A 21,222-nucleotide genomic window follows, 5' to 3' on the forward strand; every position below is an offset into this window, starting at 1 on the left:
ACGGGGGACGAGACGAGCCCAGCAGCCCATGAATTCACAGGCGAATGTCGCGAGACGACATCCCACGATCGAAGGAGCCAGACTCATGACCGACACCCAGGTGACCTGGTTGACGCAGGAGTCCCACGACCGCCTCAAGGCCGAACTCGACCAGCTGATCGCCAACCGGCCGATCATCGCCGCGGAGATCAACGACCGCCGTGAAGAGGGCGACCTGCGCGAGAACGGCGGCTACCACGCCGCCCGCGAGCAGCAGGGCCAGGAGGAGGCCCGCATCCGGCAGCTGCAGGAACTGCTGTCGACCGCCAAGGTGGGCGAGGCGCCCAAGCAGTCCGGCGTGGCGCTGCCCGGCTCGGTGGTGAAGGTGTACTACGACGGCGACGAATCCGACACCGAGACCTTCCTCATCGGCACCCGCGAGCAGGCCGTCAGCGACGGCAAGCTCGAGGTGTACTCCCCCGCGTCGCCGCTCGGCTCGGCGCTCATCGACGCCAAGGTGGGCGAGACCCGGGAGTACACGGTGCCCAGCGGCAAGACCGTCAAGGTGACGCTGGTCAGCGCCGAGCCCTACAGCGCCTGACCCGCCGCCCGCGCCCGCGCGGCGGGCGCAATAGGGTCCCTGCATGGCGCAGATCGCCGAAGAACTCCTGCTGCTGCTGCTCGACAACGCGGCCGCGCGACCGGCACTGGACCGGCACCGCCGCGAGCGGGTGCTGGCGGGCGCAGTGCTGCTCGACCTCGCTTACGCCTGCCGCATCCGGCCGGCGGCCGCCGACGAGCCCGAGGGCCGGCTCATCGCGCTGGTCGGCCCGGACCTCGACGACCCGGTGCTCGCCCCCGCGTGGCAGCTGGTGACCCGCCGCCCGCTGCGGCCCGACGCCGCGATCGCCAAGCTCAAGCGCCACACCGAGGAGCTGCTGCTGGCGCGGCTGGCGGCCACCGGCGAGATCACGCCGACGAAGGCCAAGCACGGCATCGCCATCGAGCGGTCCTGGCCCATCGCCGACCGCACCCGCGTCGACCGGGCGCGCGCCGAGGTGCTCGCGACCCTGTTCGACGGGCACGCCCCCACGCCGACGGCGGCGGGCGTCATCTCGCTGCTGCACGCGGTCGACGGGCTCGGCGCGCTGCTGAGCCTCAACGACCGCGGCTGGCGGTGGGTGCACGACCGCGCCAGCGAGATCGCCGGCGGCGACTGGGTCGGCTCCGACGCCGCGCCGCTGGCGGACATGAACCTGGCGATCACCGCGTCGGCGGTGCGCCCGGCGCTGGTCTGAATCAGCCGAGCGCCTGCTCCAGGTCGCCGATCAGGTCGCCGACCTCCTCGATGCCGACCGACAGCCGCACCAGGTCGTCGGGCACCTCGAGCAGGGAGCCGGCGGTCGACGCGTGCGTCATCGCGCCGGGGTGCTCGATCAGCGACTCCACGCCGCCCAGCGACTCGGCGAGGATGAACACCTCGGTGCGGGCGCACAGCTCGCGCGCCGCGTCCGGACCGCCCGCCAGCCGCAGCGAGATCATGCCGCCGAAGCCACTCATCTGCCGCGCCGCGACGTCGTGGTTCGGGTGCTGCGGCAGCCCCGGATACAGCACCGTGCCGACCGCCGGGTGCTCGGCGAGGAACTCGGCGATGCGGGCCGCGTTCTCGCTGTGCCGCTGCATGCGCAGCACCAGGGTCTTGAGGCCGCGGATCGTCAGGTAGGCGTCGAATGGGCTCGGCACGGCGCCGGCGCCGTTCTGCAGGAACGCGAACGCCGCGTCGAGCTCCTCGTCGCGGGTGAGCAGCGCCCCGCCGACCAGGTCGGAGTGCCCGCCGATGTACTTGGTCGTCGAGTGCAGGACGACGTCGGCGCCCAGCGTCAGCGGCTGCTGCAGCGCGGGCGAGGCGAAGGTGTTGTCGACGAGCACCTTCGCCGAGTGCCGGTGGCCGAGTTCGGCGATCGCCGCGATGTCGGCGACGGTCAGGATCGGGTTGGTCGGCGTCTCGACCCAGATGAGCTTGGTGGCGTCGGTCATCGCGTTCCGCACCGCGTCGAGGTCGGACTGCGGGGCGGGCGTGTAGCTGATGCCCCACTGCGTGAACACCTTGTCGATCAGCCGGAACGTGCCGCCGTAGGCGTCGTTGGGGATGACGACGTGGTCGCCGGGCCGCAGCATCGCCCGCAGCGCGCAGTCGGTGGCGGCCATGCCGGAGCCGAAGGCCCGGCCGTAGTCGGCGTCCTCGACCACGGCGAGCGACTCCTCCAGCGCGGTGCGGGTGGGGTTGCCGGTGCGGGCGTACTCGTAGCCGCCGCGCATGCCGCCGACCCCGTCCTGGGCGAACGTGGAACTGGCATAGATCGGGGTGTTGACGGCGCCGGTCGCCGGATCCGGGCGGTAGCCGGCGTGGATGGCGCGCGTGGCCAGGCCTTGCCAGCGATGGGCGTCGGTACGGCTGCGCTGCTCGCTCATGGTTCTCGAGCCTACGGCGGGCCCCGGCAGGGTAGACATGACCCATGCCCGCCGCGTCCGTCGACGATCTGCTCGACACCGACCACCTGCTCGCGCCCGAGGACCTGGAGTTGCGGGCCACCGTCCGCCGCTTCGGCGAACAGCGGCTGCGGCCGCACGTCGCCGAGTGGTTCGAGTCCGGTGAGATCCCGGTGCGCGAGCTCGCGACCGACTTCGGGAAGCTCGGTCTGCTGGGCATGCACCTGCAGGGCTACGGCTGCGGCGGGTCGACCGCCACCGCCTACGGGCTGGTGTGCCAGGAGCTCGAGGCCGTCGACAGCGGGCTGCGCAGCCTGGTGTCGGTGCAGGGCTCGCTGGCGATGTTCGCGATCCACCACCACGGCAGCGAGGAGCAGCGGCAACAGTGGCTGCCCGGCATGGCGACCGGCGAGACCATCGGCTGCTTCGGGCTCACCGAGCCGGACTTCGGGTCCAATCCGGGCGGCATGCGCACGACGGCGCGCCGCGACGGGTCCGACTGGATCCTCAACGGCGCGAAGATGTGGATCACCAACGGCTCGGTGGCCGACGTGGCGGTGGTCTGGGCCCGCGCCGACGAAGTTCCGGGCGAGCGCAGCGACGGGAAGCGAGGCACGGTGCTGGGATTCGTCGTGCCGACCGACACCCCCGGCTTCTCCGCGCGGGAGATGACGCACAAGCTGTCGCTGCGGGCGTCGGTCACCAGCGAGCTGTCCCTCGACGACGTCCGGCTGCCCGACGACGCGCGGCTACCCGGCGCGCAGGGTCTCAAGGCGCCGCTGAGCTGTCTGTCCGAGGCGCGCTTCGGCATCGTGTTCGGCGCGGTGGGCGCCGCCCGCGACTGCCTGACGGCGGCGCTCGACTACGTCGGCACGCGCGAGGTGTTCGACAAGCCGCTCGCCGGCTACCAGCTCACCCAGGCCAAGATCGCCGACATGGCCGTCGAGCTGGCGAAGGCGCAACTGCTCGCGCTGCACCTGGGACGGCTCAAGGACAGCGGCCGCATCCAGCCGCACCAGGTCAGCGTCGGCAAGCTGAACAACGTCCGCGAGGCGCTCGAGATCGCGCGGCAGTGCCGGACGCTGCTGGGCGCCAACGGCATCACGCTCGACTATCCGGTGCTGCGCCACGCGAACAACCTCGAGTCGGTGCTCACCTACGAGGGCACCTCCGAGGTGCACCAGCTGGTGGTGGGCGAGGCGCTCACCGGGGTCAGCGCCTTCCGCTGACCCTCACGGCGTCGCGGGTGCCACCTGCCCGCGGCCGAGCGTGCGGTAGGCGTAGACGACGAACAGCTGTGCCAGCGGCGCGGTCACCAGGACACCGACGCCGCAGAGCAGGATGCCGGCCGCGGACACCAGCCCGGCGAGCAGCCAGACCACGATGGAGCTGCCGAGGTTGTTCTTGACGACGTCGATGCTGGCCTTGATCGCATCGACCGGCGTCAGGTCGCGGTCCAGCAGCGCGAAAACCGTGAACTGCGCGAACACCGCCACCACGAGCCCCGGCACGATGCACAGCACGAAGCCGATCAGATAGGCGATGCCGACCAGCACGGTCGTCGCCAGGACGGCGCCCACCCGCCGGGGCCGCAGGAAGGAACCGAACGCCACGTCGCGGCCGTCGGCGATCCCGAGCAACCCGTTCAGATAGGCCGACTGCACCGCCGCGGCCGCCACGAAGATGGCGACCAGTCCGAGGACGAGCACGACGCCACCGGCGAGGCTCAGTTCGGTGATGTAGCTGCCCTGCAGGCCGTTCTCTGTCTCGACGTAGGTGGTGTGGGTGTCCGGGGACAGGGCACGCACGACCAGCTGCAGCACGAACTGGCAGGCGACCAGCGCCAGGCCGAGCAGCAGCGGGACGAGGATCAGCGGCGCCGCGTGCTTGCGGAACATGTGCCAGGCCCAGGAGAAGCCGGCGCCGATGTCGAATGCTCCCGGTGGCGGATAGCCGCCCGGAGGTCCGTAACCGTGCGAGGTGTAGCCCCCGTACGGCGGCGGATATCCGCCGGGCGGCGGCGGGTAGCTACCCGGCGGCGGCGGGTAACTGCCCGGCGGCGGCGGGGGGTAACTGCCCGGGGGCGGCGGCGGGTAGCCGGGGGGCGGGCCTGGCGGTTGTTCGGTCATGGCTCCTCTTCCGGGCGTCGGGCCGTCGTCACTTCGTCGGAAACGGCCTCAACTTATCGCGGGCGGTCACGGCACGACGGTCGAAACTCATCGACGTGTCACCGGCGCGCCCGGGGATTCGGAGAGAAAGCCCAACAGGTCGTGGCGGGTGAGAACACCCACGGGCTTGCCGTCCTCCACCACCATCAGCGCGTCGCATTCGCGCAGCGTCTTGGCCGCGGCGCTCACCTGCTCGCCGCCACCGATCAGCGGCAGCGGCGGGCTCATGTGCTGGGCGACGGCGTCGGCGAGCTTCGCCCGGCCCTCGAACACCGCCGACACCAGCTCGCGTTCGGACACGCTGCCCGCCACCTCGCCGGCCATCACCGGCGGCTCGGCCCCCACCACCGGCATCTGCGAGACGCCGTACTCGCGCAGGATGGTGATGGCGTCGCGGATGGTCTCCGACGGATGGGTGTGCACCAGGTCCGGCAGCGCGCCCGACTTGCTGCGCAGCACGTCGGCCACCGTCGGCTCCTGCACCGAACCGTCGAGCCGGTGGCGCAGGAACCCGTAGGACGACATCCAGGAGTCGTTGAAGATCTTCGACAGGTAGCCGCGGCCGCCGTCGGGCAGCAGCACCACCACCAGCGCGTCCGGCCCCTCCCGTTCGGCGACCTCGACCGCGGCGACCACCGCCATGCCGCACGAGCCGCCGACCAGCAACGCCTCCTCGCGCGCCAGCCGTCGCGTCATCTCGAACGAGTCCGCGTCCGAGACGGCGATGATCTCGTCGGGCACGTCGGGGTCGTAGGCGCTGGGCCAGAAATCCTCGCCGACGCCCTCGACCAGGTACGGCCGGCCACTGCCCCCGGAGTACACCGAGCCCTCCGGGTCGGCGCCGACGATTCGCACCGTTCCGCCGGAGACCTCTTTGAGGTAGCGGCCGGCGCCGGTGATCGTGCCGCCGGTACCGACGCCCGCGACGAAGTGGGTGACCTTGCCGTCGGTGTCCGCCCAGATCTCCGGGCCGGTGGTCTCGTAGTGGCTCGCCGGGCCCTGCGGGTTCGAGTACTGGTCCGGCTTCCAGGCGCCGTCGATCTCCTCGGTCAGCCGGTTGGAGACGCTGTAGTAGCTGTCGGGATGATCGGGCGGCACCGCCGTCGGGCACACCACCACCTCGGCGCCGTAGGCCCGCAGCACGTTGCGCTTGTCCTCGCTGACCTTGTCCGGGCAGACGAACACGCACTGGTAGCCGCGTTGCTGCGCCACCAGCGCCAGCCCCACGCCGGTGTTGCCGGACGTCGGCTCGACGATGGTGCCGCCGGGCCTGAGCAGGCCGGCCGCTTCCGCGGCGTCGATCATCTTGACCGCGATGCGGTCCTTCGAGCTGCCGCCCGGGTTCAGGTACTCGACCTTGGCGACCACCGTGCCGGCGCCCTCGGGAACCACTGAGTTGAGCCGCACCAGCGGGGTGTTGCCGATGAGCTCGCTGACGTGCTGGGCGATCCGCATGCCCCCATCGTCTCAGGGGCGGCGACGGCGGTGCTACCCGGTCGCTTCGCGGATGTACTCGCCGATCTGGCGCAGCGATCGCCTCGCCTCGGGCACCGCCGGGGCGGCGATCTGGAAGACGTGCATCTGCCCCGGCCACACCCGGACCTCGACGGGCACGCCCGCCGCGGCGAGCCGGCGGGCCGCGAGCCGCGCGTCGTGCAGCAGCACCTCCGAGCCCGACACGTGGATCAACGTCCGCGGCAGACCCGGCTCGATGTGGTCGAGCGGCTCGTAGACGTCCTCGGGTGCGCCGTCGACGATGCGCTTGGCCGCCGCCTGCGCGATCAGCTCGACGAAGGCGTCGAACGCCCGCGCCGGGAACATGGCGTCGGTGCGCATGTTCGGGTGGGCGTGCTTGGGCTCCTTGGCCAGCTGCATCAGCGGTGACATCGCCACCAGCGCGGCCGGGTGCTCGCCTTCGGCGTTGAGCCGTTCGGCGAGCGCGAGACCCAGGTAGCCGCCCGCCGAGTCGCCGGCGAGCACGATCTGGTCGGGCTCGTAGCCGCGCAGCCGCAGCCAGCGGTAGGCGTCGTGACAGTCGTCGAGCGCCTGTCCCACCGAGTGCTTGGGCAGCATCCGGTAGTTGGGCACCAGCACCGGCGTGTCGGCGAACCGCGACAGCGCCGTCACCAGCCGGGCGTGGGTGTTGACGCCGCAGGTGATGAACGCGCCGCCATGGAGGTACAGCACGACCCGCCGCCGGCCGTCGGCGGGAAGCACACCCGCCGCCCGGATCAGCGCGGCGTTGCAGTGCGGCAGGCCGATGGTGGCCCGGACGGTGCCCGGCACCGGTCCGATGAGTTTGCAGACCATGTCGAGCATGCCCCACGGCCACGGCACGTTCGGAAGGTAGCTGCCGATCCCCAGGGTCGGCTTGATGGTGAGGGTCGCGGCGAGCGCGGTCAGCCGCCCGGCCAGGCTGGGGCCGTCCTCGACGATCTCGACCGGTGCGTGGTCGCTGACCGAATACCGCCGCCGCCGCAACGCCGCCGTCGCGCCGATGGAGCCGCGCGGGGCACCGGATACCTTCCTCGGTGTCGTCATGGGAACGCTCCTACGCCGTTGTAGTGCCGGTTGGGTGCGCGAACCATGCCGCACTGCTCCGGGTGGATCCAGGTTGACAGTCAGCTACGTGTTCGACAATCGACAGCGGTGCATTCGCCCTCCATCCGAGACCCGGCCGTAATCGCTCGGGAATATCCGGCGAACGGAGAACTAAACTTACGGCGTGGGGATTCGCGGACTGCACCAGACCACCGTCACCGCCACCGCCGTCGGCGCCCTGCTGTCGACGGGCACTGCGGCGGCGTTGCTGGGTGCGCGCAATGTGCTCATCGGCCAGGCCGATCAGGCTCGCCGGGTCATCCCCGCCGCCTACGACGTGCCGCCGCGCGCCGACGGCGTGTACTCCCCCGGCGGCGGCCCCGTCGAGCGTTGGCAACGCAAGGTTCCGTTCGACCTGCACCTGATGGTCTTCGGCGACTCGACCGCCACCGGGTACGGCTGCCGCGACGCCGACGAGGTGCCGGGCGTCATCATCGCCCGCGGGCTCGCCGAGCAGTCCGGTAAGCGGATCCGGCTCTCCACCAAGGCGATCGTCGGCGCCACGTCCTACGGGCTGTCCGGGCAGGTCGACGCCATGTTCGTGGCGGGACCGCCGCCCGACGCCGCGGTGATCATGATCGGCGCCAACGACGTCACGCGCCTGAACCCCGTCCGCGAGTCCGCCCGCCGGCTCGGCGCCGCGGTGCGGCGGCTGCGCGCCGCCGGGGCCGTGGTGGTCGTCGGCACCTGTCCGGACTTCGGGGTCATCACCGCCATCCCGCAGCCGCTGCGCACGGTCGCGCGCAGCCGTGGCCTGCGGCTCGCCCGGGCGCAGGCGGCGGCCGTGCGGGCCGAGGGCGGCGTCCCGGTGCCGTTCGCCGACCTGCTCGCACCGGAGTTCCACAAGGCCCCCGACCTGCTGTTCTCCGACGACATGTATCACCCCTCGGCGGCCGGCTACGGCCTGGCGGCCAGCCAGCTGCTGCCCGCGCTCTGCGACGCGCTCGGCGAGACCTCGGCGCACGGCGCGCCGGACGAGGCGCTGGAGACCCGTGCGGCCGACGTCAGCACCCTGCTCGCGAAGCTCGGCGGCGTCACCAAGCTGTGGCGTCGGACCACCGGGGTGCCCGCGCCGGTGCTGGGCCAGGCAGGCTAGCTTGGGCCTACCTGCGCCATCTGAGGAGTCACCATGCCCGAAGCCGTCATCGTCGCCACCGCCCGCTCGCCGATCGGCCGGGCGAACAAGGGCTCGCTGGTGGACATGCGCCCCGACGACCTCGCCGCGCAGCTGGTGCGCGCCGTGCTGGACAAGGTGCCGGCCCTCGATCCCCGCGAGATCGACGACCTGATCATGGGCTGCGGCCAGCCCGCGGGCGAGTCCGGCTTCAACATCGGCCGGGCCGTCGCGGTGCAGCTGGGATACGACTTCCTGCCCGGCACCACCGTCAACCGGTACTGCTCGTCGTCGCTGCAGACCTCGCGGATGGCGTTCCACGCGATCAAGGCCGGCGAAGGCCACGCGTTCATCTCCGCGGGCGTGGAGACGGTGTCGCGGTTCGCCAAGGGCAGCGCCGACGGCTGGCCCGACACCAAGAACCCGCTGTTCGCCGACGCGATGTCGCGCTCCGAGCAGGCCGCCGCGGGCGCCGACGAGTGGCACGATCCGCGCGAGGACGGCGCGCTGCCGGACGTCTACATCGCGATGGGCCAGACCGCCGAGAACGTCGCGCTGCACACCGGCATCAGCCGCGAGGACCAGGACCATTGGGGCGTGCGCAGCCAGAACCGCGCTGAGCAGGCCATCAACAACGGCTTCTTCGAGCGCGAGATCACGCCGGTGACGCTGCCCGACGGCACGGTCGTCTCGAAGGACGACGGCCCGCGGGCCGGCACCAGCTACGAGAAGATCAGCCAGCTCAAGCCGGTGTTCCGCCCCAACGGCACCGTCACCGCCGGCAACGCCTGCCCGCTCAACGACGGCGCCGCGGCGGTGGTGATCCTCTCCGACACCAAGGCCAAGGAGTTGGGGCTGACGCCGCTGGCCCGCATCGTGTCCACCGGCGTGTCCGGGCTGTCGCCGGAGATCATGGGCCTGGGCCCCATCGAGGCGTCGAAGAAGGCGCTCGCCAACGCCGGCATGAGCATCGGCGACCTCGATCTCTACGAGATCAACGAGGCGTTCGCCGTGCAGGTGCTCGGCTCGGCCCGCGCGCTGGGCATGGACGAGGACAAGCTGAACGTCTCCGGCGGCGCCATCGCGCTCGGTCACCCGTTCGGCATGACCGGCGCGCGGATCACCGCCACGCTGATCAACAACCTGCAGACCCATGACTTGCAGTTCGGGCTGGAGACCATGTGCGTCGGCGGCGGCCAGGGCATGGCGATGATCATCGAGCGCCTCTAGCAGTTTCTCGTGCGTTGAGTTTGCACACAGATCGCGATCTCGCGCGATTCCGCGATCTGGGCGCAAAGTCGATGCGCTCATTGCAAACTCACCTGCCGAGATTCGATCGCGGCGCGTACCCGCCGCAGGACGTCTGACCGTCGGTCCTCGGCCACGACGCGGACCACCGTCCAGCCGAGTTGCGCCAGCGTCTCGAGGCGACGGATGTCCTTGACGTATTGCCTGCGGTCGACCCGATGCTGATCACCGTCGTATTCGACGGCCACCATCCAGTTCTCCCAGCCCATGTCGAGGTAGGCGAAGAGTTGGCCGCCCGGCGTGCACACGGGGATCTGCGTCTGCGGTCGCGGCAGCCCGGCGTTCGTCAGCATCAGCCGTAGCCGGGTCTCGCGCGGCGACTGCGCTCCCGCGTCGACGAGCGTTAGCGCCCTTTCGAGGTGGCGGAGGCCGCGGCTATGGCGATGCTGCTGCGCGAGCTCGTGGACAGCAGCCGCATCGAAGCTCGTCGCGCGCGCCAACGCGTCGAGCCGGGCGACAGCTTCTTCCAGTCGTCCGCGCCGACCGAGGTCGAAAGCGGTGCGTAGTGGCGTTGTCACCGGGAGCCCTGCATGAATGCCCGTCTCACCGGGCTGCAGGACGGCGGCGTGGATCCGAATGCCGACCGGCGGTCGGCCACAGACATGGATCAGCTCGACCGGTTCGTCGGGGTCGACCCACTGCGCGCCGTGCAACGCTGCCGCTGTGAGTCCGCCGACGACGCCACGTCGGCCCGACCACAGCCACCCGGCCATGGCGCGCTGGCGGAGCGTCAGCACTGCGTCAGCGGGCACGTACACGTTCGGGTAGACGGCGCGGAAGTTGGCTCGCAACTGGTGCTTGCGAACCCGGCCCGCGGCCAAGGCCTCGCTGCCGAGGAATGGCTCCATGGCCGCAGCCTGCGAACGCTTGCCGACGAGGCGCCGCGTTGACATGGCGCCCAGCGCGCGATCTGTGGATGAATCGCGCGCTGTGCGCAGACTCGCGGCAACGAAAAAGCCCGGCACCGCGACGGGTACCGGGCTTCTCGAAGCGGAGACCGCTAGTTGTCGTTGAAGTAGCTCAGCAGCCGCAGGATCTCCAGGTACAGCCACACCAGGGTGACGGTCAGGCCGAGCGCGATGCCCCAGGCCGCCTTCTCGGGCGCGCCGGCGCGGATCATCTGGTCGGCGGCGTCGAAGTCGATCAGGAAACTGAACGCCGCGAGGCCGATGCACAGCAGCGAGAAGCCGATGGCGAGCGCGCCGCCGCTGCGCAGCCCCAGGCCGTCGCCGCCACCGATCCAGGCGGCCAGCATGTTCACGAGCATCAGGGCCATGACGCCGAACAGGCCGGCGACGAGCATGCGGGTGAACTTCGGCGTGACGCGGATGGCGCCGGTCTTGTAGACGACGAGCATGCCGAAGAAGACGCCGAGGGTGCCGACCACCGCCTGGGCGATCATCGAGTAGCCGCCGTTGGAGACGACGTTGGCGAACAGGTACGTCACCGCCCCCAGGAACACGCCCTCCAGCGCGGCGTAGCTGAGCACGATCGCCGGGTTGTCCTGCTTGCGGCCGAAGGTGGCGATGAGCACCAGCACCAGCCCGCCGATGGCACCGATCATGGCCAGGCCCATCGCCGCGTTGAGGTTCACGGTGGCCAGCACGTAGGACACCACGGCGGCGGCGGTGAGGACGGCCAGCGTGGTGCCGGTCTTGGTGACGACATCGTCGATGGTCAGCGGCCGGGATACGCCGGTCTGGCGGGTTTGGGGGTACTGCGTCGGGTAGGGGTCCGCGTGGACCGCCTGCGCACCGTAGCCGGCGGCGCCGGTGCCGAAGGTCGCGTATCCGCCCTGCGTCTTCGGCAGTGAACGGAATACCGGATTGGTTGACTCGCGCACCGTGGATCCTCTCCTGTGCTTGTTTGCTCGAATGGTACGAACACTTCGTCAACGACCGGCGCGTGCCGATGAGTTCCCGGCGGTCGTCGGTGTGCGTGACCTTACCCGGCGCACCAGCGGCGGGCTCGACGTTCTACATTGCTAGCGGCGAAAGTAGGACCTGCAAGCATTCGACGCGAGGGAGACGCCGCGTGGGGGCCGAGGAAGTGCTGACCGAGGTCGACGGTTCCGTCGGCGTCATCACCCTCAACCGGCCGAAGGCCATCAACTCGCTGACGCATCCGATGGTCACCGCGATCCACGCCGCGCTGCGGGGCTGGGCCGACGATCCCGCGGTCAGCGCGGTGGTGCTGCGCGGGGCCGGCGAGCGCGGGCTCTGCGCCGGCGGTGACGTGGTGGCGATCTATCACAGCGCCAAGGCCGGCGGCGCGCAGGCGCGGGCGTTCTGGCGCGACGAGTACCTGCTCAACGCCTACATCGGCCGCTACCCGAAGCCCTATGTCTCGCTGATGGACGGCATCGTGATGGGCGGCGGCGTGGGGGTCGGCGCGCACGGCAGCGTCCGCGTCGTCACCGACACCTCGAAGGTCGCGATGCCGGAGGTGGGCATCGGCTTCATCCCCGACGTCGGCGGCACCTACCTGCTGTCGCGGGCGCCGGGCAGGCTCGGACTGCATGCCGCGCTCACCGGCGCGCCCTTCGCGGGGGCCGACGCCATCGCGCTCGGCTTCGCCGACCACTTCGTGCCGCACGACCGGCTGGCGGATTTCACCGACGCGATCGTCGCCGACGGCGTGGATGCGGCGATCGAACGGCACGCCGTCGAGCCGCCGCCCAGCCCGCTCGTCGAGCACCGGCCGTGGATCGACGACTGCTTCGGCCGGGACACCGTCGCCGACATCGTGGCGGCGCTGCGGGCCCACGGCGCCGCGCCGGCAGCGGACGCGGCCGACCTGATCGCGGGACGCTCCCCGATCGCGCTGTCGGTGACGCTGGAGGCCGTGCGCCGCGCCGCCTCGCTCGGCACGCTGGAAGAGGTGCTGGCGCAGGAGTACCGGGTGTCCTCGGCGTCGCTGCGCTCCCACGATCTGGTCGAGGGCATCCGCGCGCAGCTGGTGGACAAGGACCGCAACCCGGCGTGGTCGCCGCCGTCGCTGCACGACGTCACGGCCGAGGATGTGGCGGCGTACTTCGCGCCCGTCGACGACGAATTGACCTTCGAGGACTAGGGGACCACCGTGAGCTACGAGACCATCCTGGTCGACACCGAGGACCGGGTCGGCATCATCACCCTCAACCGGCCCACGGCGCTCAACGCGCTCAACAGCCAGGTGATGACCGAAGTCACGACCGCCGCAGCCGAACTCGACGACGACCGCGGTATCGGCGCGATCATCCTCACCGGCTCCGGCGAGAAGGCGTTCGCCGCGGGCGCCGACATCAAGGAGATGTCCGAGCTGTCGTACGCCGACGTCTACGGCCGCGACTTCTTCGCGCCGTGGGCCAAGCTCGCGGCCGTGCGCACCCCCACCATCGCGGCCGTCGCCGGCTACGCGCTGGGCGGCGGCTGCGAGCTGGCCATGATGTGCGACATCCTCATCGCCGCCGACACCGCGAAGTTCGGCCAGCCGGAGATCAAGCTGGGCACGCTGCCCGGCATGGGCGGCTCGCAGCGGCTCACCCGCGCCATCGGCAAGGCCAAGGCCATGGACCTGATCCTCACCGGCCGCACCATGGACGCCGCCGAGGCCGAGCGCAGCGGGCTCGTCGCCCGGGTGGTGGCGGCCGCTGATCTGCTCGACGAGGCGAAGGCCGTCGCGCGCACCGTCTCGCAGATGTCGCTGCCGGCCGCCACGATGGCGAAAGAGGCCGTCAACCGCGCCTTCGAGAGCTCGCTGGCCGAGGGGCTGCTCTACGAGCGCCGGCTCTTCCACTCGTCCTTCGCGACCGACGACCGCGCGGAGGGCATGGCCGCATTCGTCGACAAGCGCGCCGCGAACTTCACGCATCGCTGAGTGCGGGCTTAGGTTGACCGGCATGCGTACCCGGATCTGCGGCGCCGTCTCGGCCACCGCGGCGCTCGTCGCGCTGCTCGCGGGGTGCTCCTCGGACGAGCCGGCGACGCCGTCGTCGAGCGCGCCGCCCGCCACCTCGACCACCACCGCTCCCCCGGCGCCGGAATCGCCCGGCACCGGCGCGGTCGGGATCTCGCCCGGCGGCGTCACCACGTCGCTCGACGTGCCGGCGGAGTCGACGGAGGACGACTACTTCGACCTGTGCCTGGCGGCCAAGAACTGGATGACCGGGCGGGGCGGCGATCTCGCCGCGCAGGTGGAGCCGTATCTCGCCGAGGTCCAGCGGTCGACGACGCCGTCGCCGGGCACGTTCAACGCGCTGTGGCCGCAGCTGACCCCGGGCCAGCAGTCGGCCGTGATCGTCGCGGCGCAGGCGGCCGCCGCGGGCGGTTGCTGAGGCGTTTCGCCGGTAGGGGTGTCCTCGCGCATCCGGCCACGGCAGACTGGCAAACATGGCTAGAGGCGGAACCACCGGATATCTCAGCCGTGAGGCCGCGCAGCACGCCCGCGACGCCGCCGACTTCCAGCGGGCGGTGACGGCGTACCGCTTCTGGTATCCGACCGTGTCGCTAGAGGGCGTTTTCGCCGGCAACCGGGCCGCCGGCATCGCCGACAACGAGGCCATGGGGATCGCGGCCTGCGGTCCGCGCCACACCGGTTTCACGCTGACCTCCGACACGCCGTACGGGTATGCGGCGCTCGATCTCTCGGACGGCCCGATGGTGATCGACGTGCCGGCCGGGCCGTTCCTCGGCGTGGTGAACGACCACCACCACCGCTGGGTCGCCGATCTCGGTATCCCCGGACCCGACGGCGGGCGCGGCGGCCGGTACGTGATCCTGCCGCCCGAGCACGTCGGTCAGGTGCCCGCCGGCCACCACGTCGCGCAGGCTGCCACGCACAAGGTGCTGTTCGCCGCGCAGGCGATGCCGGTCGGCGGTGACCTGACCGGGGCGCTGGAGACGTTGCGGACCATCAGCATCCACGGCTTGCACCAGGTTCCGGCGGTGCGCTTCGTCGACACCAGCGAGCTGGAGATCGACTGCTCCTGTCTGCGCTGGGAGGCGGACCTGGAGTTCTGGCGGGTGTTGCACGACGTGCTCGACGCGGAACCGGTCGTCGGCGAGTACCTGCCGATGTACGGGCTGCTCGCGGCGGTGGGCGTCGCCAAGGGCCGGCCGTTCAAACCGGACACCCGGCTCGCGCGGATCCTCACCCAGGCCGCGCTGACCGGCCGCGAGCAACTGCTGAGCACGGCGTTCATCTCGCTGCGCCCCGACCGCGTGGCCTGGCGAGACCGGCGCTGGGAGTGGATAGGGCTGGTGGCCGACAACGGCAACTTCGTCACCGCCACGGGCATGGACTTGGAGGCGCGGGACCGCTGGTTCGCGCAGGCGGTCGGCACGTCGCCGGCGATGTTCGGGCGCCGCGCCGGTGACGGCTCGCTGTACTGGATCGCGGTGCGCGACGCCGACGGCGACTATCTCGACGGCGGGCACACCTACGAGCTGACCGTGCCGCTGCCGGTGCCCGCCGACCTGTTCTGGTCTGTGACGGCCTACGACGCCGCAACCCGCTCGCAGGTGCGGACGCCGCAGGACCGGGCGGCGCTGCGGTCGCTGTTCGAGCTGCGTGACGCCGGAAGCGGCTCGGTGACACTGCATTTCGGGCCGGAGCCGACGGGGCCTGCGGACCGTTGGGTGCAGACGGTGCCCGGCCGCGGCTGGTTTGCCTATCTGCGGGTCTACGGCCCGCAACCGGCGGCGGTCGACGGCGACTGGCGGCCCGGGGACATGCAGCGGATCCGGTCGTGACGGCGGGCCGCGTCGCGCTGTGTCTCGGCAGCGGCGGCGCCCGCGGCTACGCGCACATCGGCGTCATCAACGAACTGCGCGACCGCGGGTACGAGGTGGTCGGCGTGTCCGGGTCGTCGATGGGCGCGCTGGTGGGGGGCCTGCACGCGGCGGGCAAACTCGACGAGTACGCCACCTGGGCCAGTTCGCTCACCCAGCGTGCGGTGCTGCGACTGCTGGACCCGTCGATCGCCTCGCCGGGCGTGCTGCGCGCCGGCAAGATCCTCGACGCGGTGCGCGACATCCTCGGGGAGGCCGTCATCGAACAGCTGCCGCTGCCGTTCACCGCGGTGGCGACCGACCTGATCGCCGGGAAGTCGGTTTGGCTGCAGCGCGGTCCGGTCGACGAGGCGATCCGCGCCTCGATCGCGATCCCCGGCGTCATCACACCGCATTTGCTCGACGGCCGGCTGCTCGCCGACGGCGGCATCCTGGATCCGCTGCCGATGGCGCCGATCGCGGCCGTGAACGCGGACTTGACCATCGCGATCAGCCTGTCGGGGGAGGATCCGCACGCCCGCCGCCCCGCCGACGACCCCCGACCCAGCGCGGAGTGGCTGACGCGGATGTGGCGCAGCACGTCGTCGTTGCTCGACACCGCCGCGGCGCGCTCGATCCTGGAGACGCCCGCCGCCCGCAGCATGCTGGCCCGGTTCGCCGGCGGCGCCGACGCCGAGGCGGGCGACCACAGCGACAACGCCCTGGCGACGGCGTCGCGCGAGTCGGAGGTGCCGAGGCTGTCCAGCTTCGAGGTGATGAACCGCACCATCGACATCGCGCAGGCGGCGCTGGCCCGGCACACGTTGGCCGCCTATCCGCCCGACCTGCTGATCGAGGTGCCGCGCACGGCTTGCCGCAGCCTCGACTTCCACCGCGCCGCCGAGGTGATCGACATCGGCGAAGAGCTGGCCGCCCGGGCGCTGGACGCCTACGAGCAGTCGGCGAGCGCGGGCACGGCGTTACCGGGCGCGCCGACGCAGTAGTCCGGTTCAGCCGCCCAGGAACTCGGCGACCGCGGCGGCCTGACGGCGGCCCTGCTCCCGGCCGGCCACTGCCGACGGCGCCCGGCACGCGGGGTCGAGCGGATTGCGGCCGAACGCCGCCAGCGCTGCCTCGTCGGCGAAGATCCCGTACGCCCGTCCCGACGGGTGCGCGGCGAGTTCGTCGGCCAGGGTGATGCCGAACGGGGACAGGCCGGGCGGCGCGGTGGGGGCCAGCAGCACCGCGGTCCGGCAGTCGGCGGCCACGCCGACGTGGGCGGTGCTGGCGACGCCGCCGTCGAGGTAGCGGCGGTCGCCGATCGTGACGGCCGGCCACACCGCCGGCACGGCGCAGCTCGCGGCGACGGCGTCGACGAGCCCGACGCCGCTGTCGCGGGTGAAGACGACGACGTCGCCGGTGTGGGCGTCGACGGCGGTGAGCCGTAGGTCGCGGTGGGGCCAGTCGTGCGACGGCAGCCGGTGGGCGATCACCTGACGCCGCACCTCTTCGCCGACGGTGTCGGCCGTGAGCGCCCGCTCGCCGATCATGCGCAGCACGTCGCGCTTCGGCGACTCACCGGCCCGGGCGGCGACGTCCTCGAAGAGCCGCATCACCTCGTCGATGTCGACCGCGGGAGTCAGCTCGTCGACGGGTTCGGCCAGTTGACGTTCGAAGAGTTCGGCGATGGAGAGCCCACCGCCCAGCTGGGCGGCGACCGTCGCGCCGGCGGAGGTGCCCACCAGCACACCGGCGTCGAGCAGCTGCCGGGCGGTCTGCGGACGCTCGTCGGCAACGCCGGCCAAAAAGCCCGTCTCCCAGGCGATCCCGGCGATGCCGCCGCCGGCCAGCACGAGCGCGAGGTCTGTCATGGCCGCTACGCTAGCGAGTCAGCCGGTGTACTCGGCGTCGGTCCGCACCCGGCGCACCTCGCGGCGGTCGGAGAGGCGGCGGTAGGCGCGCCGGTGCCACGGCTCGCGTTTGATCTGCTGCGGCCGTGTCGACGTCCGCAGCACGTCCAGCTGCACGGATTCGGGCGGTTCGGTGCCCACCTCGTCGAGCCCGTCGTCGAGCGAGCGCAGCAGGGCGTCGGGCTCGATGAGCGCGTGTTCCCACGCGGCGGTGTCACCGGGGTCGCGAATGCCGAGCGACCGCGCGAGGTTGCGCAGCACGGTGCCCAGTTCGCCGGCCAGGAGCTGCCGGAAGGAGTCGGCACCCTGGCGCGGGTTCGCGATCACCCAGGAGTGGTAGGCGCCGGGCACGCAGTAGAGGGTGCCGTCGGCCTCCTCGGCCATCTCTCTCGCGCTCTGCAACGGGATGATGATGTCCTTCTCGCCGTGCATGACGAAGAACGGGATCTGGTGCTCGCGGATCACCCGTAGGAACGGCCGCGAGTCACCGGCGTTCACCAGGGCGAGGGTCGCGCCGGTGGGACCACCGGGCCGCAGCAGGTTCTTCAGGCCGACGGCACCGATCATCCGCAGATAATCGATCCGCTCGGCCAGCTCGAGCCGCACCGGATCCTTGCGGGTGTCGTACAGCGCGCCGCCGATGGTCTTGGCGGCGCGCCACGGCGAGCGCAGTGCGTTCGGGATGTCCTCGTCGAACGTCGCGCCGGCCGCCGCGTCGAAGACGACGGCCGCCAGCACCCGCTCGGGCGCCTCGGCGGCGAGCTGGATCACGGTGCGGCCGCCCATGGAGTGCCCAGCGAACACCGCACGGGTGACGCCCAGCGCGTCGAGCGCCCGCAGCGTCAGGTTCACGCGGTCGGCGAACTGGCGGCCGCGGCGCGGGAGGTCGTGGGTGTCGCCGTGGCCGGGCGCGTCGATCGCGACGACCTTGAATCCCTGGCCGGCCACCCGGCTCAACAGCCGCAGGTAGGCCCGCCGGCTCAGGCCAAGTCCGTGCAGGAACACCAGCGGTACTCCCGCGCCGCCCACCGAGACGCCCACGCGGTGTCCGTCGTCGAGCGTGAGCACGTGATGCGTGAGCCGTACCCGCCGCACCTCCTGCGCCGCGGCGAACGTCGAACACGTCTCCATGAGTGCCATGATGCGTTCGAATTACCCGATACAGGCAATCGAGGCCCTGTGCGATCTGCGACACCCAAACATCTACTGTGAGCCAGTCCGCGTCTGCGGCGCACCCGTGACACGGACGTGTATCGCTATCGGTGCGCGTGTTCCTCGAGCAGCTCGATCAGATCCTCGGGAAAGCCGGCGATCATTGTGGCGAGTTCGAGCGGCGGTTGACGACCTTCACCCCGATTAGGGTCTGCACCATGTTCGAGTAACAGCCGGATGATGGCCCCGGGCGGCTCGGTCTTGTCGTAGTTGTAGACAGCCATCCAAAGCGGGGTATTGCCCCACACATTGATGGGGTCGATGTCGACCCCCTTATTCAGCAGCGCTTTCGCAAATTCGACGCGGCCGTAGTCGGCGGCGATGTGCAGCGGCGTCATGCCTTCAGGACCCGGCGCGTTGACGTAGTTCCCGGCCGCCAGCTCAACGGCAAAGGTATTTACGTCATTGTGAAGAACCGCCCTATGGATCGGTTTCATCGGATCGATCTTTGGCGGCCTGCCGCTACGAGCCATCGCGAAGCACCTCCGAATCTGCCATCAGGGACCGACATACGTCGTCGACGGTAGCGAGGTGGTCCAGAAACTCGATGTGCATGGCGTCGCCAAGCTCGGCGATGTCGTCGCCAAGCTGCCCACGGCGGTCGGCCGCAACGATTAGCGCCTGATAGATCAGTAGCCCGTCGAACGGCGCGCGCTCGCCTCGGATGTAAGTGCTGTACTGGGCCCAGAACCGCAGTCCGGCCGCGCTGAAGTAGCCGCTACTGCGTGCAGCCGCAACACCTTCGGTCTCGGACAAGCCGAGCCGGTAGTTGGCGACGCTATCAGCGCCCAAGTCGCGCAAGGTGCAGTCGGTGTGCGTCATAGTGGCCGTGATCGGGGCGGGTCCGCTGAAGCGGTAAACGTTGAGGGTCTCGCAGCCGTACCAGCCGCCGTCTGGCCGCTGTCCGCATACCGCAACTCGCGATGGTTGCCCGCTGCTCGCGCCCTCGATTCGACCGCTCTGCCAGCCGGGCGGCAGTGGCAGGCCGCTCGACCAGTCTCGAAGCTCGTCGGCCGAAATCTGGGTCAAGTCGTTCACCAGCTCACCAATAATTTCCGCGAGCGATCTTGGCATCCTGGCAGGGGTCCAAATACGTTCGGAAATCGGCTTCACACCAGACACAGTGCCCCAATCAGCAGCAACAGGGCGACACCACCGACGGCGGCCGTGCCAGCCGCTGCTTGATCGGGTGTCGGTGGTGGCGGCAAGCTGATGTCAGGCGTCGGAAGCGAAAAACCGGACGACGGTGCCGCCGGAGCCGGAGTCGTCGGCGCCGCGGGCGCGGAGACCCCGCCGGTGTCCATCGGCAGCCAGTTCAGGGACGGATCGACTGGTGCCTGACCGGCGGCGTAGCCCGGGGGGATCGCCGGCTGCAGGAACGGCGGAAGGGAAATGGCCGGATGTGGCGGCAGCGTGAGATCCGGTGGCGGTGACACCAACGGCGCACTGGCTGCACCGGGTGACGGGACGGCCGAAGGTGTAGGCACCTGGGACGAGACCGGTGCCTGAGGGGCACCCGCTGGCGCCGCCGTGCCCGGCACAGCCTCCGGCGTCGGCAGCACGTTTCTCAGACGCTCAGGTGTCCACTCCGGATTAGGTGCATACGGCGAGCTGTCCTCATAGCGGTGGCTGAGGTTATCCGCTGGGCTCGAGACGTCGTACAAACCGTGGCGGTTCATGAAGTCATTAAGTTCGCCTTGGGTCCAACCCTCTTCGGCCGCCTGCCGTAACACCCGCCAGTTCTCGTAGCCGTACTTGTGGCCCAGATGGTATGAGCCGCGTTCAGGCACCGTCATCGCATCCGGCGTGCCCGCCGGTACTCGCTGGCCGGTAGTCCGGTCGACCCAGGTGAGCTCGCCGTTCGGATCACGGGCTGCTGGGATCAGTGCACCTTGAGGCGAGATGAGGTCGCCCGCGGGTGTTCGTTTGGCGTCAGCGAATGTGCCGAGCCTGGTCGCCTTGCGTACATATGACCGATGCAGGTTCATCATGTACATCGAGGCGAAGTCTTCGGCCTTGGCGTAGGCCTGGTCGGGCGTCAGGCCTTCTGCCGACGCTTGCTGGAACTGCTCCCGCAATCGTTCTGAGAGTTGCTGCGCCTCAGAGCCGTCAAGGTCCTGGCCGTCGACCATCTCAGCGACCATGTCGCCGATCTGTTGGTCGGAGAGCGAATTGCCCGGCGGCGTAGCCGGAATCGATATCTGTCCGTCGGCCATCTGGATCGCCGTCGCAAGTTCGGCGTCCACCCGATTGGCATCGGCAATCAGGCCATCGACGGCTGCCTGCAGCTCGATTTCGGCCATCACATTGAAGGGGTTTCGCGCGTCGTAGCCGGGGCCGGGCAATACCTGACCGGTCAGCGGATCGATCTTCAGGTGGGCATTGTGAGCCGCTTCCTTGACCCGCTCCAACTGGTCCTTGATGCGCTCAATATCAGCCGCGGCGATGTCTGCGGCTTTCGCGACGGCCAAGGCTTCGTTGCCGTGGGCGTCGAGGTCAACGCGGGTACGGCCAATTGCGTCTCGGGCAGCATCGGCTGCGGTACCGCCCCACGTCTGAAAGGCAGGAAGCCGACCTAGTCCGTCAGCGACATCGAGGGCGGTGGCACCGCGGGCGGTGGCGGCGTGGAACACCTCGCGCACCGCGAGCGGATCCCAGCGCTCGATGTCCGCAATCGTGAGCGGCACGGC

General features: G+C 70.7%; 21 protein-coding genes. 10 read left to right on the forward strand and 11 right to left on the reverse strand.

Annotated features, from left to right (window positions below; genetic code table 11):
• Positions 1-85: 85 nt before the first annotated feature.
• Positions 86-580 carry a transcription elongation factor GreA gene (greA, locus tag LV457_RS00995; RefSeq protein ID WP_232168487.1) on the forward strand — a complete coding sequence of 165 codons (495 nt, stop codon included), beginning with the start codon at positions 86-88 and terminating at the stop codon, positions 578-580.
• Between the two features lie 43 nt (positions 581-623).
• Positions 624-1,277, forward strand: a complete 654-nt coding sequence (locus LV457_RS01000; RefSeq protein WP_232168488.1) for a GPP34 family phosphoprotein — start codon at positions 624-626, stop codon at positions 1,275-1,277.
• Between the two features lies 1 nt (position 1,278).
• Here the strand turns inward: LV457_RS01000 and LV457_RS01005 are convergent, their stop codons facing one another.
• Positions 1,279-2,451 carry a cystathionine gamma-synthase gene (locus LV457_RS01005; protein ID WP_232168489.1) on the reverse strand — a complete coding sequence of 391 codons (1,173 nt, stop codon included), beginning with the start codon at positions 2,449-2,451 and terminating at the stop codon, positions 1,279-1,281.
• Between the two features lie 44 nt (positions 2,452-2,495).
• Between LV457_RS01005 and LV457_RS01010 the strand changes: the two genes are divergently transcribed.
• The gene (locus tag LV457_RS01010) at positions 2,496-3,698 is read left to right on the forward strand and encodes an acyl-CoA dehydrogenase family protein (RefSeq protein WP_232168490.1); all 1,203 of its coding nucleotides are present in this window, start codon (positions 2,496-2,498) and stop codon (positions 3,696-3,698) included.
• A gap of 3 nt (positions 3,699-3,701) precedes the next feature.
• On the opposite strand, the gene LV457_RS01015 is transcribed toward LV457_RS01010, so the two are convergent.
• The 3 genes from LV457_RS01015 to LV457_RS01025 all read right to left on the reverse strand — a co-directional run bounded on the left by LV457_RS01015 (position 3,702) and on the right by LV457_RS01025 (position 7,178).
• Positions 3,702-4,598 (reverse strand): hypothetical protein, encoded by an 897-nt coding sequence (locus LV457_RS01015; protein WP_232168491.1) that lies wholly within the window; start codon positions 4,596-4,598, stop codon positions 3,702-3,704.
• Between the two features lie 87 nt (positions 4,599-4,685).
• Positions 4,686-6,092, reverse strand: coding sequence for a cystathionine beta-synthase (locus tag LV457_RS01020; RefSeq protein ID WP_232168492.1), 1,407 nt, complete (start codon positions 6,090-6,092; stop codon positions 4,686-4,688).
• 33 nt (positions 6,093-6,125) lie between these two features.
• Positions 6,126-7,178 (reverse strand): alpha/beta hydrolase, encoded by a 1,053-nt coding sequence (locus LV457_RS01025; RefSeq protein ID WP_232168493.1) that lies wholly within the window; start codon positions 7,176-7,178, stop codon positions 6,126-6,128.
• A gap of 184 nt (positions 7,179-7,362) precedes the next feature.
• On the opposite strand from LV457_RS01025, the gene LV457_RS01030 reads away from it, so the two are divergent.
• Positions 7,363-8,334 carry an SGNH/GDSL hydrolase family protein gene (locus tag LV457_RS01030; RefSeq protein WP_232168494.1) on the forward strand — a complete coding sequence of 324 codons (972 nt, stop codon included), beginning with the start codon at positions 7,363-7,365 and terminating at the stop codon, positions 8,332-8,334.
• Positions 8,335-8,367: 33 nt separating this feature from the next.
• Entirely contained in the window at positions 8,368-9,582 is a 1,215-nt protein-coding gene (locus LV457_RS01035) for an acetyl-CoA C-acetyltransferase (protein ID WP_232168495.1), read from the forward strand.
• Between the two features lie 77 nt (positions 9,583-9,659).
• Here the strand turns inward: LV457_RS01035 and LV457_RS01040 are convergent, their stop codons facing one another.
• Together LV457_RS01040 and LV457_RS01045 are read right to left on the reverse strand one after the other, a co-directional pair.
• Complete coding sequence (locus LV457_RS01040; protein ID WP_232168496.1) at positions 9,660-10,508, reverse strand: hypothetical protein; 849 nt, start codon at positions 10,506-10,508, stop codon at positions 9,660-9,662.
• A gap of 152 nt (positions 10,509-10,660) precedes the next feature.
• A complete protein-coding gene (locus tag LV457_RS01045) occupies positions 10,661-11,503 on the reverse strand; it encodes a Bax inhibitor-1/YccA family protein (protein WP_232168497.1) in 843 nt (280 codons plus the stop codon).
• A 191-nt stretch (positions 11,504-11,694) separates the two neighbouring features.
• Here LV457_RS01045 and LV457_RS01050 point away from each other — a divergent pair, with 191 nt between their 5' ends.
• Genes LV457_RS01050 through LV457_RS01070 form a run of 5 tightly spaced genes read left to right on the forward strand, consistent with a single transcriptional unit; the run spans position 11,695 to position 16,414 of the window.
• Positions 11,695-12,732 carry an enoyl-CoA hydratase/isomerase family protein gene (locus tag LV457_RS01050; protein ID WP_232168498.1) on the forward strand — a complete coding sequence of 346 codons (1,038 nt, stop codon included), beginning with the start codon at positions 11,695-11,697 and terminating at the stop codon, positions 12,730-12,732.
• Between the two features lie 9 nt (positions 12,733-12,741).
• Positions 12,742-13,518 (forward strand): enoyl-CoA hydratase, encoded by a 777-nt coding sequence (locus LV457_RS01055; RefSeq protein ID WP_232168499.1) that lies wholly within the window; start codon positions 12,742-12,744, stop codon positions 13,516-13,518.
• Between the two features lie 22 nt (positions 13,519-13,540).
• Entirely contained in the window at positions 13,541-13,975 is a 435-nt protein-coding gene (lpqV, locus tag LV457_RS01060; RefSeq protein ID WP_232168500.1) for a lipoprotein LpqV, read from the forward strand.
• A 55-nt stretch (positions 13,976-14,030) separates the two neighbouring features.
• Entirely contained in the window at positions 14,031-15,392 is a 1,362-nt protein-coding gene (locus LV457_RS01065) for a DUF1214 domain-containing protein (RefSeq protein WP_232168501.1), read from the forward strand.
• Positions 15,389-16,414, forward strand: a complete 1,026-nt coding sequence (locus tag LV457_RS01070) for a patatin-like phospholipase family protein (RefSeq protein WP_232168503.1) — start codon at positions 15,389-15,391, stop codon at positions 16,412-16,414. Before LV457_RS01065 ends, LV457_RS01070 begins: the two co-directional genes overlap by 4 nt.
• 6 nt (positions 16,415-16,420) lie before the next feature.
• On the opposite strand, the gene LV457_RS01075 is transcribed toward LV457_RS01070, so the two are convergent.
• The 5 genes from LV457_RS01075 to LV457_RS20145 form a co-directional block, all read right to left on the reverse strand.
• The gene (locus tag LV457_RS01075) at positions 16,421-17,281 is read right to left on the reverse strand and encodes a patatin-like phospholipase family protein (protein ID WP_232168504.1); all 861 of its coding nucleotides are present in this window, start codon (positions 17,279-17,281) and stop codon (positions 16,421-16,423) included.
• An 18-nt stretch (positions 17,282-17,299) separates the two neighbouring features.
• Entirely contained in the window at positions 17,300-18,451 is a 1,152-nt protein-coding gene (locus tag LV457_RS01080; protein ID WP_232168506.1) for an alpha/beta fold hydrolase, read from the reverse strand.
• A 125-nt stretch (positions 18,452-18,576) separates the two neighbouring features.
• Entirely contained in the window at positions 18,577-19,005 is a 429-nt protein-coding gene (locus LV457_RS01085; RefSeq protein ID WP_232168508.1) for an ankyrin repeat domain-containing protein, read from the reverse strand.
• Positions 18,995-19,645: a hypothetical protein gene (locus LV457_RS01090; RefSeq protein WP_232168510.1), complete on the reverse strand. Its 651-nt coding sequence runs from the start codon at positions 19,643-19,645 to the stop codon at positions 18,995-18,997. The genes LV457_RS01085 and LV457_RS01090 overlap by 11 nt, the downstream gene beginning before the upstream one ends.
• Positions 19,642-21,219: a GH-E family nuclease gene (locus LV457_RS20145; protein WP_232168511.1), complete on the reverse strand. Its 1,578-nt coding sequence runs from the start codon at positions 21,217-21,219 to the stop codon at positions 19,642-19,644. Before LV457_RS20145 ends, LV457_RS01090 begins: the two co-directional genes overlap by 4 nt.
• Positions 21,220-21,222: the final 3 nt, after the last annotated feature.

It is taken from the genome of Mycobacterium sp. MYCO198283 (assembly GCF_021213805.1).
Taxonomy (GTDB): domain Bacteria; phylum Actinomycetota; class Actinomycetes; order Mycobacteriales; family Mycobacteriaceae; genus Mycobacterium.

Excerpts from the sequence above, each read along its gene's own strand:
- greA (WP_232168487.1), top strand. The coding sequence starts at position 86 with ATGACCGACACCCAGGTGACCTGGTTGACGCAGGAGTCCCACGACCGC.
- LV457_RS01000 (WP_232168488.1), top strand. The coding sequence starts at position 624 with ATGGCGCAGATCGCCGAAGAACTCCTGCTGCTGCTGCTCGACAACGCG.
- LV457_RS01005 (WP_232168489.1), bottom strand. The coding sequence starts at position 2,451 with ATGAGCGAGCAGCGCAGCCGTACCGACGCCCATCGCTGGCAAGGCCTG.
- LV457_RS01010 (WP_232168490.1), top strand. The coding sequence starts at position 2,496 with ATGCCCGCCGCGTCCGTCGACGATCTGCTCGACACCGACCACCTGCTC.
- LV457_RS01015 (WP_232168491.1), bottom strand. The coding sequence starts at position 4,598 with ATGACCGAACAACCGCCAGGCCCGCCCCCCGGCTACCCGCCGCCGCCC.
- LV457_RS01020 (WP_232168492.1), bottom strand. The coding sequence starts at position 6,092 with ATGCGGATCGCCCAGCACGTCAGCGAGCTCATCGGCAACACCCCGCTG.
- LV457_RS01025 (WP_232168493.1), bottom strand. The coding sequence starts at position 7,178 with ATGACGACACCGAGGAAGGTATCCGGTGCCCCGCGCGGCTCCATCGGC.
- LV457_RS01035 (WP_232168495.1), top strand. The coding sequence starts at position 8,368 with ATGCCCGAAGCCGTCATCGTCGCCACCGCCCGCTCGCCGATCGGCCGG.
- LV457_RS01040 (WP_232168496.1), bottom strand. The coding sequence starts at position 10,508 with ATGGAGCCATTCCTCGGCAGCGAGGCCTTGGCCGCGGGCCGGGTTCGC.
- lpqV (WP_232168500.1), top strand. The coding sequence starts at position 13,541 with ATGCGTACCCGGATCTGCGGCGCCGTCTCGGCCACCGCGGCGCTCGTC.
- LV457_RS01065 (WP_232168501.1), top strand. The coding sequence starts at position 14,031 with ATGGCTAGAGGCGGAACCACCGGATATCTCAGCCGTGAGGCCGCGCAG.
- LV457_RS01075 (WP_232168504.1), bottom strand. The coding sequence starts at position 17,281 with ATGACAGACCTCGCGCTCGTGCTGGCCGGCGGCGGCATCGCCGGGATC.
- LV457_RS01080 (WP_232168506.1), bottom strand. The coding sequence starts at position 18,451 with ATGGAGACGTGTTCGACGTTCGCCGCGGCGCAGGAGGTGCGGCGGGTA.
- LV457_RS01085 (WP_232168508.1), bottom strand. The coding sequence starts at position 19,005 with ATGGCTCGTAGCGGCAGGCCGCCAAAGATCGATCCGATGAAACCGATC.